Source organism: Moorena sp. SIO4E2, from assembly GCF_010671945.1.
Classification (GTDB): Bacteria; Cyanobacteriota; Cyanobacteriia; order Cyanobacteriales; family Coleofasciculaceae; genus Moorena; species Moorena producens.
In genome coordinates, this window is the sequence record NZ_JAAHIE010000129.1 from 1 (window position 1) to 15,617 (window position 15,617).

At 43.8% G+C, this 15,617-nt stretch carries 13 protein-coding genes and 1 pseudogene; 5 read left to right on the plus strand and 9 right to left on the minus strand.

Features of this window, described 5'->3' with window-relative positions:
• Nucleotides 1-56: 56 nt before the first annotated feature.
• Nucleotides 57-1,526: an Asp-tRNA(Asn)/Glu-tRNA(Gln) amidotransferase subunit GatA gene (gene gatA / locus F6K37_RS15580; protein WP_287251076.1), complete on the plus strand. Its 1,470-nt coding sequence runs from the start codon at nt 57-59 to the stop codon at nt 1,524-1,526.
• A 19-nt stretch (nt 1,527-1,545) separates the two neighbouring features.
• Complete coding sequence (locus tag F6K37_RS15585; RefSeq protein ID WP_008190229.1) at nt 1,546-2,442, plus strand: alpha/beta hydrolase; 897 nt, start codon at nt 1,546-1,548, stop codon at nt 2,440-2,442.
• Nucleotides 2,443-2,509: 67 nt separating this feature from the next.
• Here F6K37_RS15585 and F6K37_RS15590 read toward each other — a convergent pair whose 3' ends face one another.
• The 4 genes from F6K37_RS15590 to F6K37_RS15605 all read right to left on the minus strand — a co-directional run bounded on the left by F6K37_RS15590 (nt 2,510) and on the right by F6K37_RS15605 (nt 5,374).
• Nucleotides 2,510-2,632, minus strand: coding sequence for a hypothetical protein (locus tag F6K37_RS15590; RefSeq protein ID WP_287251077.1), 123 nt, complete (start codon nt 2,630-2,632; stop codon nt 2,510-2,512).
• A gap of 8 nt (nt 2,633-2,640) precedes the next feature.
• Nucleotides 2,641-3,348, minus strand: coding sequence for an ROK family protein (locus tag F6K37_RS15595; RefSeq protein ID WP_008190226.1), 708 nt, complete (start codon nt 3,346-3,348; stop codon nt 2,641-2,643).
• Nucleotides 3,349-3,647: 299 nt separating this feature from the next.
• Nucleotides 3,648-4,553 (minus strand): S1 RNA-binding domain-containing protein, encoded by a 906-nt coding sequence (locus F6K37_RS15600; protein ID WP_044495335.1) that lies wholly within the window; start codon nt 4,551-4,553, stop codon nt 3,648-3,650.
• 77 nt (nt 4,554-4,630) lie between these two features.
• Nucleotides 4,631-5,374, minus strand: a complete 744-nt coding sequence (locus F6K37_RS15605) for a dienelactone hydrolase family protein (RefSeq protein ID WP_008190223.1) — start codon at nt 5,372-5,374, stop codon at nt 4,631-4,633.
• 272 nt (nt 5,375-5,646) lie between these two features.
• Here F6K37_RS15605 and F6K37_RS45510 point away from each other — a divergent pair, with 272 nt between their 5' ends.
• The 3 genes from F6K37_RS45510 (at nt 5,647) to F6K37_RS15620 (ending at nt 9,292) form a co-directional block, all read left to right on the plus strand.
• Complete coding sequence (locus F6K37_RS45510; RefSeq protein ID WP_502887749.1) at nt 5,647-5,997, plus strand: hypothetical protein; 351 nt, start codon at nt 5,647-5,649, stop codon at nt 5,995-5,997.
• 331 nt (nt 5,998-6,328) lie between these two features.
• On the plus strand, nt 6,329-7,315 hold the full coding sequence (locus F6K37_RS15615) for a GntR family transcriptional regulator (protein WP_008190220.1): 987 nt from the start codon (nt 6,329-6,331) through the stop codon (nt 7,313-7,315).
• A 765-nt stretch (nt 7,316-8,080) separates the two neighbouring features.
• A complete protein-coding gene (locus F6K37_RS15620; protein WP_008190218.1) occupies nt 8,081-9,292 on the plus strand; it encodes a type IV pilus twitching motility protein PilT in 1,212 nt (403 codons plus the stop codon).
• A 293-nt stretch (nt 9,293-9,585) separates the two neighbouring features.
• On the opposite strand, the gene typA is transcribed toward F6K37_RS15620, so the two are convergent.
• The 5 genes and pseudogenes from typA to F6K37_RS15645 all read right to left on the minus strand — a co-directional run.
• Entirely contained in the window at nt 9,586-11,388 is a 1,803-nt protein-coding gene (gene typA / locus F6K37_RS15625; protein WP_008190216.1) for a translational GTPase TypA, read from the minus strand.
• A 130-nt stretch (nt 11,389-11,518) separates the two neighbouring features.
• Nucleotides 11,519-11,731, minus strand: coding sequence for a hypothetical protein (locus F6K37_RS15630; RefSeq protein ID WP_131826878.1), 213 nt, complete (start codon nt 11,729-11,731; stop codon nt 11,519-11,521).
• Between the two features lie 77 nt (nt 11,732-11,808).
• A complete protein-coding gene (locus F6K37_RS15635) occupies nt 11,809-13,572 on the minus strand; it encodes a peptidoglycan-binding domain-containing protein (protein WP_287251080.1) in 1,764 nt (587 codons plus the stop codon).
• A gap of 175 nt (nt 13,573-13,747) precedes the next feature.
• Nucleotides 13,748-13,915 (minus strand): hypothetical protein, encoded by a 168-nt coding sequence (locus F6K37_RS15640; RefSeq protein ID WP_287251081.1) that lies wholly within the window; start codon nt 13,913-13,915, stop codon nt 13,748-13,750.
• Between the two features lie 297 nt (nt 13,916-14,212).
• Nucleotides 14,213-15,617 (minus strand): annotated as a pseudogene (locus tag F6K37_RS15645) (hypothetical protein); the annotation flags it as partial.

Sequence of the window (15,617 nt, forward strand, 5' to 3'; positions counted from 1 at the left end):
GAATTTTTTGTCAGAATACTAGAGTTGAAATGGTTAAGTCAGTAAAGGTAGTAAGCATGGACACGGTCCGCGAGTTGCATCAACAGCTAATCAACAAAGAACGCTCAGCTGTAGAAATCACCCAAGAAGCCCTAGATAAGATTCAAGCCCTAGAGCCTCAAGTCCAAAGCTTCCTCCACATCACCTCAGACTATGCTTTAGAACAGGCCAGTCAAGTAGATGCGAAAATCGCAGCTGGTGAAGAGCTCGGTACCTTGGCCGGTATACCCATTGGCATCAAAGACAATATGTGTACCCAAGGGATTCCGACCACCTGCGGCTCCCGGATTCTGGCCAAGTTTGTCCCACCCTACGAGTCAACAGTGACCCAAAAACTCAAAGATGCTGGGGCAGTAATGGTAGGTAAAACCAACTTGGATGAATTTGCCATGGGGAGTTCTACGGAAAACTCGGCTTTTCAACTTACTAAAAACCCTTGGAATTTATCCCATGTCCCCGGCGGCTCCTCCGGGGGCTCAGCCGCAGCCGTTGCTTCTGGGGAATGTCCCATTGCTCTCGGTTCTGATACCGGTGGTTCTATTCGTCAACCGGCTTCTTACTGTGGAGTAGTTGGCATGAAACCGACCTATGGATTAGTATCGCGCTATGGTTTAGTGGCATTCGCATCGTCCTTAGATCAAATTGGACCATTTGCTCGCACTGTAGAAGATGCCGCTATTTTACTGAATGCGATCGCAGGATATGACCCCAATGACGCGACCAGCCTCAAAGTAGACATTCCCGACTATACCCAATTCCTGAAACCAGACCTAAAATCTAACGGTAAAGTTAAGATTGGCATTATTACAGAAACCTTTGGAGAAGGCTTAGACCCAGTAGTAGAGAAAGCAGTCACTAAAGCCATTGATCAGCTCAAAGACTTAGGTGCTGAGATTCAGGAAATTTCCTGTGCCCGATTCCGGTATGGTTTGCCTTGCTACTACATCATTGCTCCGTCAGAAGCATCAGCAAATCTAGCTCGCTACGATGGCGTTAAATATGGCTTACGGGCATCAGATGCTGACAATCTCCTTTCTATGTACACCAAAACCCGTGCTGAAGGGTTCGGTGCAGAAGTCAAGCGCCGGATTATGCTAGGAACCTATGCCCTATCCGCTGGTTACTATGATGCCTATTATCTCAAAGCCCAAAAAGTTCGTACTCTGATTAAACAGGATTTTGAAGCAGCCTTTGACAAGGTCGATGTGCTAGTCTGTCCCACAGCTCCCTCCACAGCATTTAAAGCTGGGGAAAAGACAGAAGACCCCTTAAGTATGTATCTGACTGACCTGATGACTATTCCAGTTAACCTGGCTGGGTTACCAGGGATGAGTATACCCTGTGGCTTTGATGAACAGGGATTACCAATTGGGATGCAGTTGATTAGTAATGTATTGCGGGAAGACCAGCTATTTCAAGTAGGTTATGCTTATGAACAAGCAACCGAATGGCATCTAAGCCAACCGGTTTTCAAGGATGAAGGATGAACTATGAAGATCATTGATTATGTTGATTGTTGCAGGATTTATAGCGATCGCTTACGCCTTAGTCTGTACCTCAGTGTTGCTGTTGCAACATCGGCTAATGTTTTGTCCGGCTTCAGTGATTGAAAATACACCAGCTGACTTTGGTTTGCCTTACGAAGAGCTTTGGTTACCAATATCCAATAAGGGTAAAATTGATAAAATCCATAGCTGGTGGATTCCCTCTGACTCACCAGAAAGTAAGGTGATGCTATATCTGCACGGTAATGCCTGTAATATTGGGTCATATCTTGAAATAGCCCAACGGTTACATCAGCTAGGTTTATCCCTGCTGCTGATTGACTACCGAGGCTATGGTCGCAGCGACGGTAAATTTCCTAGGGAATCCCAAGTTTATCAAGATGCTCAAGTGGCTTGGGATTATCTAGTCCAACAACGAGGCATCAATCCCCAAGATATTTTTGTCTATGGTTATTCCATAGGGGGAGCAATCGGGATTGATCTAGCGGTGCGTAACCCAGACATGGCAGGGTTGATTTTGGAAGGCTCATTTACTTCCATGCGGGATATGGCAGATTATCAGGGAAAATATGGTTTCTTGCCGATCGATCTTCTGCTTACCCAGCGGTTTGACTCAATTAGTAAAATCAAGTCACTCCAAACACCTATATTCTTAATCCATGGCACTAGTGATACCACAGTTCCTGCTAGGATGAGTCAAGTCTTGTTCGATGCTGCTACAGTTCCTAAACAGCTTTGGCTAGTTCCTGATGCAGCTCACAATGATTTGACAACTGTTGCTACTGCCGAATATCAGCAGAAAATTCGGGAATTTGTCACACAGGTTTATGCAGGACAAGCTATAGCCCAGCAATCTAGTAGTAAGCATTCAGCGGTCAGCGGTCAGCGGTCAGCCTAATGCTTAAAATAAACCCAGCGTAGCGTGCGCATCTCAAGTAGCGTGCGCAATGCGCAAATGATAGAATTTAATAGTTCGAGATTAATGAGAATTGAAAATCTGGGGAAAAGTCCATCATAAGCATATGCTGATAGCTGATAGCTGATAGCTGATAGCTGATAGCTGATAGCTTAGCGCTATAGTATTTCACGGCTTTTTCTAATCCCGCCACAAAGCAATACCCCCCAATAACCCAGCGACATTGGGCACTACTTTTACATTGGGGGGTAGCTCAAAGTTAATTTTTTTGGCTTCACCACCACCAATGTAAAGGTAATTATAATTAAACAAACGCTCCAGGCATGCGATCGCTTTTTGGAGCCGATTATTCCATTTCTTCTTACCGTCTTTCTCTAAAGCCGCTCGCCCCAACTGTTCTTCGTAGGTTTCCCCTTTACGAAAAGGATGGTGTCCCATTTCCAGATTTGGCACCAGCTTGCCATCCACAAATAAAGCAGAACCAAACCCTGTGCCTAGGGTAATCGTCAATTCCACTCCCTTGCCAGTAATTGCTCCTAATCCTTGGACATCGGCATCATTAGCTACCCGCACCGGTTTGCCTAAGCGTTGAGATAGGGTAGTAGCCAGATCAAATCCCTGCCAATCAGGATCGAGGTTTACCGCCGTATAGGTTATCCCATTGCGAACCACTCCAGGAAATCCCACCGATACCCGTTCAAAATCCCCTTGTCCGAGAGCTAGGGATGCGATCGCATGAATGATAGCATCCGGCTTAGGAGGTTGGGGTGTTTCTAAGCGACTACGTTGGGTGATGGGATTACCCAATTCATCTAATACCATCACCTTAACGCCACTGCCACCAATATCTACGGTAAGGGTATGGATTGGGCTATTGTTTTGATTCATCAGGTATTTTAGTTCACGGTTCACGGTTCACGGTTGACTGTCAACAGTCAACAGTCAACAGTCAACAGTCAACAGTCAACAGTCAACAGTTATAGCACTACGCATTCAGATGTTTGACATTCCTAAACTCCGAAACTTAAGTAATCGCTTACTTTTAGGTGCGACCCGTGGCGAATTTAATTCGACGACTGTAAGCGCACCTTTGACTTCTGACTTCTAATTTCTGACGCTAAGCGTAGCGCTATAACAGTCAACAGTCAACAAGAAACAAAAAACATGATCGATTCAAACGACCTAACTTATGCTTGTAATAGTTTTTGCCTAGCACGTTCAGCACGAGCTGGAGCACTAGCCATTACCTCTGCCATCTTTTCGAGCATTTCTCCTGGGTAATTTTCTAAAACCCTGGTAGACATAGAAATACGACCTTTGCCTTCATCCAAGTTAATAATCATTACCTGGATCACTTGACCGATTTCAAACACTTTGGAGAGGTCTTCAACGAAACTTTGGCTTACTTGCTTAATGTGCAGCAAGCCATTGGTTTGATTAAAGTCCACAAACACACCAAAGGGCTTGATCGCAGCTACTTTACCTTCCACTAATTGTCCCACTTCTAGCTCAGAGAAAGTAGCAGCACGCACAGCTTCCCGCTGAGAAAGCACTAGCTTCTTGCGATCGCGATCAGCTTCTAGGAAATTGACTGTTAGTTTCTGACCAATCAAGGAATCTAGATTGTCGTGCTGACTCAAGTGCGATCGCGGAATGAATCCCCGCAATCCCCGCACATCCACGGTGACACCACCTTTATTCACTCCAGAAACCCGGACATCTAATGATTTTCCATTCTCTTGGAGTTCAACTAACCCATCCCAAACTTGCTTAATCTCCAGCTGACGCCGGGAAAGGGTAACTTGACCATCAGCATTTTGCTCCCGAATAATCAGGAAATCCATTTCCTCATTCAAGGGCAGTACTTCCGACCAATCCAGATCCGATTCTAAGGAAACTTCACTAATTGGTAGATAAGCCAGGGACTTACCACCGATGTCTACATAAGCACCATCGCTTTCGTAGTTATGTACTCTGCCACGTACCACCTGTCCCTGTTTAAACTCATAGTCGTATTCTTCTAGGGCTTGAGCAAAATCATCCATAGAAAAGGATGAATTGCTGGTGGTCGAAGAGGTTGATTTTGAATTCATGATGATTAACGGTTTAAAATCAGTAATGATTTCTGATATAGGAGCAGCTGCTTAAAAAGTTGGGAGCCGGTGACAGTTTAGTCAAGTTTTTCCCTAAACAGCTGCAAAACGTTTTGCCAAGCATCAGTAGCTGCTTTTTCATTGTAGCTAGCCCGTTGGTCACAGAAAAATCCGTGGTCTGCTCCATCGTAACGAAAGACACGATAATTAATTTTATTTTTCTCAAGAGCAGCCTCAATCTGATCAACCTCTTCTGCTGGAATGCTAGCATCTTCCATCCCAAAGAAACCATAGAGTGTACCGTTAATCTCTGGTGTGCGAGTAATCGTTGGTTCACCACCGCCAGGAGTCATGGTAGTAATCCCAGCACCATAGAACGAAGCAGTAGCTTTAATATCGGGTAAGGTAGCAGCCAGATAGGCAACATGACCCCCGAAACAAAAGCCAATAGAGCCGATGGGGTTATCTTGCACAGGGGTTTGACTCCTCAGGTAACCGATGGCCCCTTGGATGTCTCCCAGGAGTTCCGCTGCTCTGGTTTGTTCCTTGTATTCCTTGCCAATGTTAATGTCTTCAATGGTGTAACCTGTCTCAAAGCCTGGAGCAAGGCGTTGATAGAGTGCGGGAGCGATCGCAACATAGCCTTCTTTGGCAAACCGTTCTGTGATATCCCGGATATGGCCATTCACCCCAAAAATTTCTTGCAGCACCACAATTCCAGGAAGAGGTGTTTCTGCCACCGGCATTGCCAGGTAAGCTGCTATGTCTAGATCACCATTGACCACCTTGACGGTAATGCTACGAATTTCCCTATGTGTCATAATCGATTTGGAAGGATGTGAAGCTCTTGCTTGGCAGTTATAGATGCTAAGCTAAAGGTTTTCTTGGCTTTCTGAATTCAGCGCCAATTCTACAGCAGTAGCTTAACTCTAAATTATACCTGTATTTAATAAATAAATAATAAGTTTATTAACTAGTTTACTTAATTGGAGAGTTCAGGATAGTCCAGATTATTACTTTACCATCTATTAATTTTTATTGATTTTTATTGATTTTTATTGATTTAATTATTTGGGAGCTAAATCCGTTATAATTGGCTGATTTTTTTTCAGCTATCAGCTATCAGCTATCAGCTATCAGCTATCAGCTATCAGCTATCAGCTATCAGCTATCAGCTATCAGCTATCAGCTATCAGCTATCAGCTTATGGGCTACAGATGGTGCTACAGATGGTGCTATCAGCTATAGCGCTTTTTATCCTCATGAGGTACACATATTTTATTTTTTTACCTCTTCCCTCTTCCCCTCCTGGGAGGGGTTAGGGGTGGGTTCCTCTTCCCTCTTCCCTCTTCCCTGCTCCGAACGCGCCCCGCGTGGCCTACGGCCTCAGTCCCTGCTCCGAACGCGCCCCGCGTGGCCTACGGCCTCAGTCCCTGCTCCCTAAAACCCAAAAACTTGTACCTTACTAGATTAAAAACAGCTATATCAGCTATCAGCTAATGCTCTAATTGAGTTGCTACAGATGGTGCTATCAGCTATCAGCTGACGGCTGAATGCTTACTACCGAGACTTTGAATTGCTTCAAATCTCGAACTATTAAATTATTCCAAATGAAGTTTATTTTAAGCTGACGGCTGACCGCTGACCGCTGACCTTTGGCTGATAGCTGAATGCTTACATTATAGCTGAAGTGGATAGCAAAATTTGACCGAAAAGTTTAAAATCTAAAATTTACCATATAATAGTGATAAACAGGGGATTTTGGAGACTCTGTAATGGTTCAGTATCATATTCAACAAGATAGTGAAATACCTGCCTCGAAGCAGCTATTTGACCAAATTCAGTTTGCGATCGCATCCCGACAATATTCCCCAGGTCATAAACTGCCCAGTACTCGTCAGCTAGCCATGGAGACGGGTTTGCACCGCAATACCATCAGCAAGGTATATCGGCAGTTAGAAGAAACAGGACTAGTAGAGTCCCATGCTGGGTCAGGCATTTATGTTAAGGCACAGGGTCATGAAGGGGGTAATCGACGTCAGGTTGGCATTCTTAACCAGTTTTCCCCCGAAGCTTACAAGGTTGTTCAAGATAGCCTCAATCAACTTCTCGGACAAGGTTGCTCCCTTAACCAAGCTAGGGAACTATTTTTGTCGGAGATTGACTGGCGGTTACGGTGTAGCGCTAGGGTACTGGTGACAGTAGAGTCACGAGATCTTGGTGCAGGAGAATTGATGGTGCAGGAGTTAGAACAATCCTTGGGAATCCCGGTGCAGTTGGTGCCAATGGAAGAACTCTCAGAAGCTTTGGATCAAACTCACTCGGCTACAGTAGTTACTAGTCGCTATTTTATCGGTAAAGCAGAAGCGATTGTTGCCCCTAAATCTGTCCGTGTCATCCCTGTTGATATTTATGACTATGAGCCAGAACTTAAGCTAATTAAGAATCTCTCCAAAGGTAGCCGTTTAGGAGTGGTTAGCATCAGTTCTGGGATTTTAAAAATAGTAGAAATTATTATCCATAGTCTACGGGGAGATGAGTTGTTAGTGATGACGGCTCAGATCAAGGACAACTACAAACTAAAAGCTCTGGTTCGCAGTTCCCAGATAATTATTAGCGATCAGGCAAGTTATCAAAGTGTTAAAGATGCCATATTAGCCGCTCGTGAAGATATTATTCGACCACCCAAGGTGATCCGTTGTGAAAACTATATTGGTAGCAAATCGATTAATCTGCTCAAACGGGAACTGGGTTTGGGTTAACTTAAAGGTTTGATGGGATTAAAGCTATGGGATATTATGGATTATACCGCTAAAAATATCAAAATCAAAATATATTGTCCAGTAAACCGTTTTATAACATTAACTCCATCAGCTCAATTAGCTAGTTTAAATTAACTCCTTTAACTTAACTAAAGCAATTAATTATTCGTAAAATCACTGGACTTTTTAAAAACTAGCTCCAACTCTCGTCCCTTCTGCCTTCTACCTTCTGCCGTAAGCATTTAGCCGTCAGCTATCAGCTAGCTATCAGCTAATGCGCTACAGATGGTGCTACAGATGGTGCTATTGAATCAGCTATGCAGAGGTGCGACCCGTGGCGAATTTAATTCGACGACTGTAAACGCACCATTACCGACCTGCGGGGGTTTACCCCACTCACGCTTGGCATCAAGACAACAGGTAAGCATTGCTTTAATCTGAGTTACGTCAGCTGACCGCTGTTCCCTTAGCGTGAGCTAAAAGCTCACGGCTGACCGCTGATAGCTGAATACTTACGCTTAAGTTCTGCTACCTAAGGCTATATATTATAAAATTTAATTAGATCAGATCTAGGTGATGTCTGACAGCAATATCAAAAACCTAGCTGGATTAGTGTGAAAACTTTTTATATAAAGTAAAATTTCTCTAGGGTTGTTCTTTGGTTGGATCACAAGCAACCGAAATTAACTGCCAACAAGAAGATCAGCAAACATCAACGCCCCGACCCGATCAGTCCAGCAAGGGTATCCCTAGGTACATCATATTATGAAGAACACGAATTCTGGTGTAGGAGTGCAAATTGATCAAGAGCCTCAAACTTTCCCATCACCACTTAAACCAGTAGTAGAACTTAACCAGAACCTTAGTCATTCCCCTTCTATCGAGCAAATCGTCGCAGAGGCTCATGGTCACAAAGCTTCTGACATTCATATTCGAGTGGGACAGGTCCCCAGATTTAGGATTCGGGGCAAGATGTATGTGGCTAAACGTCATACCAAGGTCACAGTGGAAGTCTTTGAGGCATACCTCAATGAGATTCTCACTCCGGCTCAGAGGAAGCAGTTTGCTGAAGCCAAAGAACTGGATACTGCTATTTTTTACCCTGGCTTAGTGCGCTGTCGGGTGAATTGTTTTGACTCCCTAAACGGCGGAGCCATTGTGCTGCGATTAATCAGCCTTGATGTTCCTTCAATCGATGATTTAACTCTACCGCAAGTTTTCAAAAAAATAGTTAGCAGGGGTCAGGGAATTATTTTAATTACCGGTCCGACAGGATCAGGTAAATCAACCACTCTTGCGGCTATGATTCGCCATCTCAATGAAACAGAGTACAAACATATTGTTACGATTGAAGACCCGGTTGAATATGTCCACCGCTCCCGAAAGTGCCTGATTAGTCAGCGAGAAGTGGGATTGCACACCCATGAGTTTCACCACGCTCTGCGGTCTGTGTTACGGGAGGATCCCGATATAATTCTAATTGGGGAAATGCGCGATCGCATCACAGTTGATACTGCCCTGCAAGCTGCCCAAACCGGTCATCTGGTCTTGGGTACTCTACACACTCGCAATGCCATCAGCAGTATTAACCGTCTGTTGAATCTCTACAATCCTGATGAACAGTCAGCGATCCGCATCCAGATTGCTGAGTCCCTGTTGGCAGTTATTGCCCAACTCTTAGTACCAACCATCGATAAGGGTCGGATTGCGGTTCATGACATTTTAATCAATACCCCAACTGTACAGGATTACCTGCTTAAGGGAGAAGATGTGGATGTGTTCCGACTGATGGAAACTGAAACCATTGAAGGGATGCAAGTGATGAATCAGGCTCTCTACAACTACCTAATTGATGAAAAAATCACACCCACCGAAGCCCTTAAAGTGTCTCCTGATCCCCAGGCTTTGATACGCCAGATGCGCACTGGTGGTATAGATGCTTCCGCCTCGGCTCGTGATTGGATGAATGAAGGTTAGGAGGTTGTCTGTCAGAATTTAGAATTAAGAATGAAGAATTTAGAATGTAGCATTTAGAATGCAGAATTTAGAATGAAGAATGAAGAATGAAGAATGAAGAATGAAGAATGAAGAATGAAGAAGGCAGAAGGCAGAAGGCAGAAGGCAGAATGGTGAATTCCCAATTCTAAATTCTAAATTCTAAATTCCCAATTCTACATTCTTAATTCCCAATTCTACATTCTTAATTCCCAATTCTACATTCTTAATTCCCAATTCTACATTCTACATTCTTAATTCTACATTCTTAATTCTTACCTTTTACCTTGCTTCGCCAACTTCTTCTTAGACAGCTTCCGCAAACGAACTGACTGAGGTGTAATCTCTACCAGTTCATCGGGTCCAATATACTCCAAAGCCCGTTCCAAACTCATCTCCACTGGGGCTTGTAACTGCACTAATTCATCCCCAGTCGCGGAACGATGGTTAGTTAACTGCTTAGTTTTACAGACATTTAGATCTAAATCCTGAGGACGATTGTGTTCCCCAATAATCATGTTTTTGTAAACCTTGGTGCCTGGTTTAATAAAGAATACACCACGGTCTTCTCCATTTTTAAGGGCATAGAAGGTAGCCATCCCTTCTTCAAAGGCTACAATTACTCCATTGCGGCGAGTCTCTAATTCCCCAGTCATGGGACGATATTCTAGGAAGCTATGATTCATGATACCTTCACCTTTGGTCAGGCGAAGGAAGTCCCCCCGGAAACCGACTAAGCCACGGGCAGGAATCACAAAATCGATTTGGGTGCGACCATTGGCACCTACTTGCATATCTTGCATTTCCCCTTTGCGCTGTCCCAAACGCTCGATACAGCTACCAACCGCTTCTTCTGGTACATCTAGCACTAGATATTCAAAGGGTTCACAAGGTTGACCATTGACTTCCCGGTAGATCACTTGGGGTTGGGAAACTTGGAACTCATATCCTTGGCGACGCATGGTTTCGATCAGAATACCCAGGTGTAGCTCTCCACGACCAGATACTAGGAATTTATCGGGGGAGTCAGTGGGTTCTACCCGTAGTGCTACGTTTGTTTCTAATTCTCGGAATAAGCGATCGCGTAATTGTCGCGACGTTACAAAGTCCCCTTCCTTACCGGCAAAGGGCGAATCATTCACGCAGAAGGTCATTTGCAAGGTAGGCTCATCTACCTTAATTAGGGGTAAGGCTTGGGGTTCATTGGGACAAGTAATGGTTTCACCAATATTGGCATCAGCAAACCCAGCTACTGCCACGATATAACCAGCTGATGCTTCTTTTAGGTCAACTCGCTTGAGTCCTTCAAATCCCATCAACTTGGTAACTTTTGCCTGAACTATGTCCCCAGTATCCTTAACTAAAGCAGCTTGTTGACTGGCCTTAATGGTTCCGTTGTGAATTCTGCCAATCACAATCCGACCTAGGTACTCAGAATAGTCCAAGGTGGTGACTTGTAGTTGTAGGGGCTTAGCAGGGTCTCCTACTGGTGGCGGAACATGATGCAAAATTGCTTCAAACAGTGCCTGCATATCTACCGCTTCTGCATCCAAATCTTCTTTGGCGTAGCCTTGTAGACCGGAGGCAAATAGGTAGGGAAACTCACACTGGTCATCGTCTGCTCCTAATTCTAGGAACAGATCCAGGACTTTGTCGATGGCACCATAAGGGTCGGCTTGGGGTCGGTCAATTTTATTGACCACTACAATCGGGCGCAGTCCTTTTTCCAGAGCTTTTTTCAGGACAAATCGGGTTTGAGGCATTGGTCCTTCATTCGCATCCACAATTAGGATGCAGCCATCCACCATACCCAATACCCGCTCTACTTCTCCACCAAAGTCAGCGTGACCGGGAGTATCAACAATATTAATTAGGATGTCTTTGTACCGAACGGCGGTATTCTTAGAAAGAATAGTAATACCCCGCTCCCGCTCTAAATCGTTGGAGTCCATCACGCAGTCTGGAATGTCTTCCCCTTCGCGGAAGATACCGGATTGTTTGAGTAGAGCGTCAACTAGGGTAGTTTTGCCGTGATCGACGTGAGCGATAATAGCAACGTTGCGAATTGGGAGAGTCATACCAGCGCCTGGAAATAGGTAGCAGCAGTTAAAATTTTTTCTAAAGATTTCTTAATAATTCTAGCTTATCTTGGCAAGACCCGAAGAAAAATGGCTGATGCCCGACTTGTAGCATCCGGCTAAGCTAAACCTATGTATAGCAAAGGGAGTAGGGAGTAGGGAGTAGGGAGTAGGGAGTAGGGAGTAGGGAGTAGGGAGTAGGGAACTTCAGATTAAAAATTATCACAATTGATTTAGGTACCCTATCAAATTTATGCACTTTTGAGAAATTTGCGTTCGCGTAGCGTGGCCTACGGCCAATCGCTTTTAGCGGAAGCTTCGCTTCATCGCGTAGCGTGACCAAAGGTCAATCTTTGCTGCTGGTGCCATCAGTTGAGAGTTACCTGTAACTGTAGGCTTACTCGGTCAGTCCTGAATTGATTAACTGCTGACACTGGTAAGCGATCGCGTTTCAGTGGATACCTTCTTCTGGCTTTCAACCGGGGGCTGAGGAGGTGCTGACTCGTTCTCAGCCTTCAAACGCAGAGTAAAGGATTTATCAACATAGATACCTTTGGAATCAGTGCGACGGACAATCACGGTATGGCTGGTGTCTGTTTTGAAATTCATCAAGCTTTGCTCGGTAAGAGCCAGTTTATTCTCCGTCAACATAAACCGCCCGCCAGCATCATCAATTAATGAGTAGGTATACCGTTCTCCTGTTTTTGGGTTAGTCGGGGATAGGATACCAACTACAGTTCCTGGTTTCATCTGCTCAGGGATAGGTTGATCAGCTTGGTCAGACTTTTGGGCTGTTCGGCGGACATTTTCCTGACTTGTGCTGGTATCTTGGTGATGGTTTTGGTTAGCTAAGCTAGCGTTTTGAGCAAGGCGATACAGGTCAGTAAAGAAGTTATTGAGAGGTTGAATCCGCCCCTTAGCTGCTTCGACTTCGACTAAGTCACTGTTGGTCAATTCTTGAATAACGGACGATATAGAAGGGTGGGTAAAACTGTAGAGACCTTCCGCAGGAGATTCCAAAACAGCTGAGAAAGATAGATTCTCTTCACCGATCGATGGTGGTGATTGTTTAAATTTAATCTGATCTAAGGGCAAGAACAACGTAGAGGATTTAGCCAAGTTTAGCTTAGCTGTATTTTCCTTACTATCCTCAACTTGTATCGGTAAACTATTAGGGCTTGTTGCCACTGGGCTGGTGAACAGAAGTAGACCATACTTCCCTAAGCTTAAGTCTTGATTGTTTTGCTCTACAGTTTCCTCTATAGCATCAGTTTCAGAGACTGTTTCAGGGGTTGAGGATTGGTCTATCTCGCTCTCACTGATGGTAGTTAGCAAATCATCCATTGAATAGATGTTTGATTCGCTATCTTCTATGGGCACAATATTGTCAGGTTGCCCTGTTTTTGTAGAGGATTTTCCTATCCTCAGCCGAATCGGAAGCCGATGATAGTTTATCTGTAGTACAATTACTCCCCATCCTCCAAGAGATACCACTGCCCAGCCAAACAACCATAGGTATAGTGGTTTATTGGAGAGGGCGTTCAAGGGGGTTGAACTAACCGATTGATTTGCTAAGGGAGACTCTGCTGTTGAAATAAAATTATCAATGATAGTATCCTGGAGTTCCCCTCTAGTTTCTGGCTGATTTGGGGAAATCTCGATCAACTCCCTCTCTTGGCTAGCAGATAAGGATTCTGAGTGCAATCTTTGTAGAGTGATCCAGCTTATTGGTCCAACAATACCATCCGCATTCAACCCTTGTGCTTGCTGGAATGTAGAGACAGCAGCAAAGGTATTGGAGCCGTATACACCATCCACTGGCTGTTGGTAGTATCCCAACTCTTGCAGTATAGTTTGTAGTCTAGTGACAACTTCCCCTTGGCTACCCAAACGCACTGTTGGGGGCAAGGCTATTTCTTCTGAATACCTTCCCTGGACTGTTTTGAGATTACTGAATCGAGAGTTTTGAGCAAATGCGATCGCTTCTGGAGCACTGATGCTATTGGGGGGTTTCCACTGCCCAGGGGCTTGGTTGAGCTTCTCAGTGGGCATGCAGATACTGCTGTGACTGTAGTTAAGACTAGCAGTGGCATTTTTGCAGTGGCTGTAGGCTAGTAGTAGGAGAGTTGAGGGGTCAGGCATATAGCGTTTGTATCTAGGTTGCAAACACGCTTCTTGCTGCAAAAGGCAAGAGGCAAGAGGAATCCCCCCTAACCGCCCTCAATCAGGGGAGGAGGCAAGAGGGGGAAGAGATCGGGAGTTTTATTCGACAATAAAAAAAGACCTCCTAGGTTTACATCTGATCAAGAAACGCTATAGACAGCACTTTAGTCTAGTAAGCTTTGCAGAATTTATTTTGTTAACCCGGATATTTTGGTGAAGAGGTTTGTAAAGTTTTGTAAACTATGGTAAAGGGAGCAGGGAGTAGGGAGCAGGGAACAGGGAACAGGGAACAGGGAACAGGGAACAGGGAACAGGGAACAGGGAGTAGGGAATAGGTAATCAGGAAAAAATCTCTGTACCTCATAGCTATTAAAAACGCTATATAGCCATTTTCTATCCCATGAGCTACAAAGGTATCCCCCTAAATCCCCCTTAAAAAGGGGGACTTTGAGGTTGATAACCGTACGTTATAAATGCAATAAACGCTATAAGTAAATATTATTATTTATGCTAGTATAGCATTCAAAATTAAAAAAGCTTTTTCTATCAGACTATAGCGGTTTATAGTCTAATCAGGTACACATTATTTTTATCCTCTTACATTTTATGACTTCACTGCTCCCTACTCCCTACTCCCTGCTTCCTTTGCTATAGATTATCGCTATTCACTATCTGGAGTTGAAGAAGGAGATGGAACAGTTGGCGTTGGTGACAGTGACGGTTGCTGATCTATTCTAAAAAATCTTTTTATCGGCTCGTTAAATATCCCATTACCGAATAATCCTATCACTCCCGCAACCACACCAACAATTGTCATAATCCCAAGGATTTTGTTCCATAGATCTCCGCTGCTAGGGTTGGTTTTAGGGTCAGTGACTTTGATAGTATTGCGTTTCCCTTTTCCGATTTTATTTGTAGTAATAGTTTTGCTGTTATTAACACTGCCTCTATTCTTGTTATTGGAATTGGTGATGACATCGCCGCCATCTGTGTTGATCTTACTATTTTTGGCCATATTGTTTATATCTTTTCCTCCTATGGTAACAATCCCACCTTTATTATCGAAAATTTCTATATTATATGTAGCTTGATTATCTCCCACAGTTTTACTAACTATGGGATCCTGATCTAATATCTGATAAATAACCTCTTTTAGCTGGAGTGCCTTCCAGGTTTTACGACGCATACTATATTTGGCAGATATCAGCGTTTTATTAAGCCAAGGTAGTTCAGAAAATTCTCCAATAATACGCTCCAATTGATCACAGCCTTGAGCAGTTCCAAAATTTTCCAGTTGCCGTAAAATGTTATTTCTTAATCTAACAACCCTATCCCTTGGACCCAAGACATGAACTTCACCATTACTATAATCGGGATCTTCGTCATAGGGATATTGCCTAACCAGCCAGATATATAGATCAGCTAACTGTTTCTCATTAAGCTCAAGCTTTAACTCACCGGAAAACAACATATGGCGCTTAGCAACTGACTCAATGAACTCTCGTCCAAGATTTGGTTCTTGCTCAAGAATTGACCATATACTAGACCAACGGTCGGTAGTTTGATAGTCGAATAGGAATGTTAAGGCAATGATGACTCTGTCACGTTCATCTTTGTTCAAAGGCAATGGCAATGAGCTCAATGTTTGTAGATATTCTATAGCTTCATCTCTAGCTTCATTCGAGCCATGTTTGAGAAGCTCTTCTAACAGATACCGAATACAGCTGGGCTTTAGGGATTTACTTTGAGCCTTTTCTAAAATAAAATCGCTTAGATCGTCATCCCAACATTTTTCAAAAAGTCTAATTATAGATATAGAGTCAAACTGCTGATTTTCTTTATCGATCAGGATATCCAAAGTTTGAATTACCTGATCACCAGCTTTTGAGTAAACCCTCTTTACTAACTCTATACAGCTGTTATAATTTTCGCTTTCAACAGGAAAAGCGATGATAACAGGTGCCCAAATGCGCCATGTTTCAGATGGAATCTTGTCAAGAATCTTTGGAGCTTTATTTAGAAGCAACAGAAATGCTCTACAACCCGCCAAGGCTGGCCAATTAACT

What these genes read in the sequence shown, in the direction of transcription:
- gatA (WP_287251076.1), top strand. Translation starts at nt 57, where the DNA reads ATGGACACGGTCCGCGAGTTGCATCAACAGCTAATCAACAAAGAACGC.
- F6K37_RS15585 (WP_008190229.1), top strand. Translation starts at nt 1,546, where the DNA reads ATGTTGATTGTTGCAGGATTTATAGCGATCGCTTACGCCTTAGTCTGT.
- F6K37_RS15595 (WP_008190226.1), bottom strand. Translation starts at nt 3,348, where the DNA reads ATGAATCAAAACAATAGCCCAATCCATACCCTTACCGTAGATATTGGT.
- F6K37_RS15600 (WP_044495335.1), bottom strand. Translation starts at nt 4,553, where the DNA reads ATGAATTCAAAATCAACCTCTTCGACCACCAGCAATTCATCCTTTTCT.
- F6K37_RS15605 (WP_008190223.1), bottom strand. Translation starts at nt 5,374, where the DNA reads ATGACACATAGGGAAATTCGTAGCATTACCGTCAAGGTGGTCAATGGT.
- F6K37_RS15615 (WP_008190220.1), top strand. Translation starts at nt 6,329, where the DNA reads ATGGTTCAGTATCATATTCAACAAGATAGTGAAATACCTGCCTCGAAG.
- F6K37_RS15620 (WP_008190218.1), top strand. Translation starts at nt 8,081, where the DNA reads ATGAAGAACACGAATTCTGGTGTAGGAGTGCAAATTGATCAAGAGCCT.
- typA (WP_008190216.1), bottom strand. Translation starts at nt 11,388, where the DNA reads ATGACTCTCCCAATTCGCAACGTTGCTATTATCGCTCACGTCGATCAC.
- F6K37_RS15640 (WP_287251081.1), bottom strand. Translation starts at nt 13,915, where the DNA reads ATGAGGTACAGAGATTTTTTCCTGATTACCTATTCCCTACTCCCTGTT.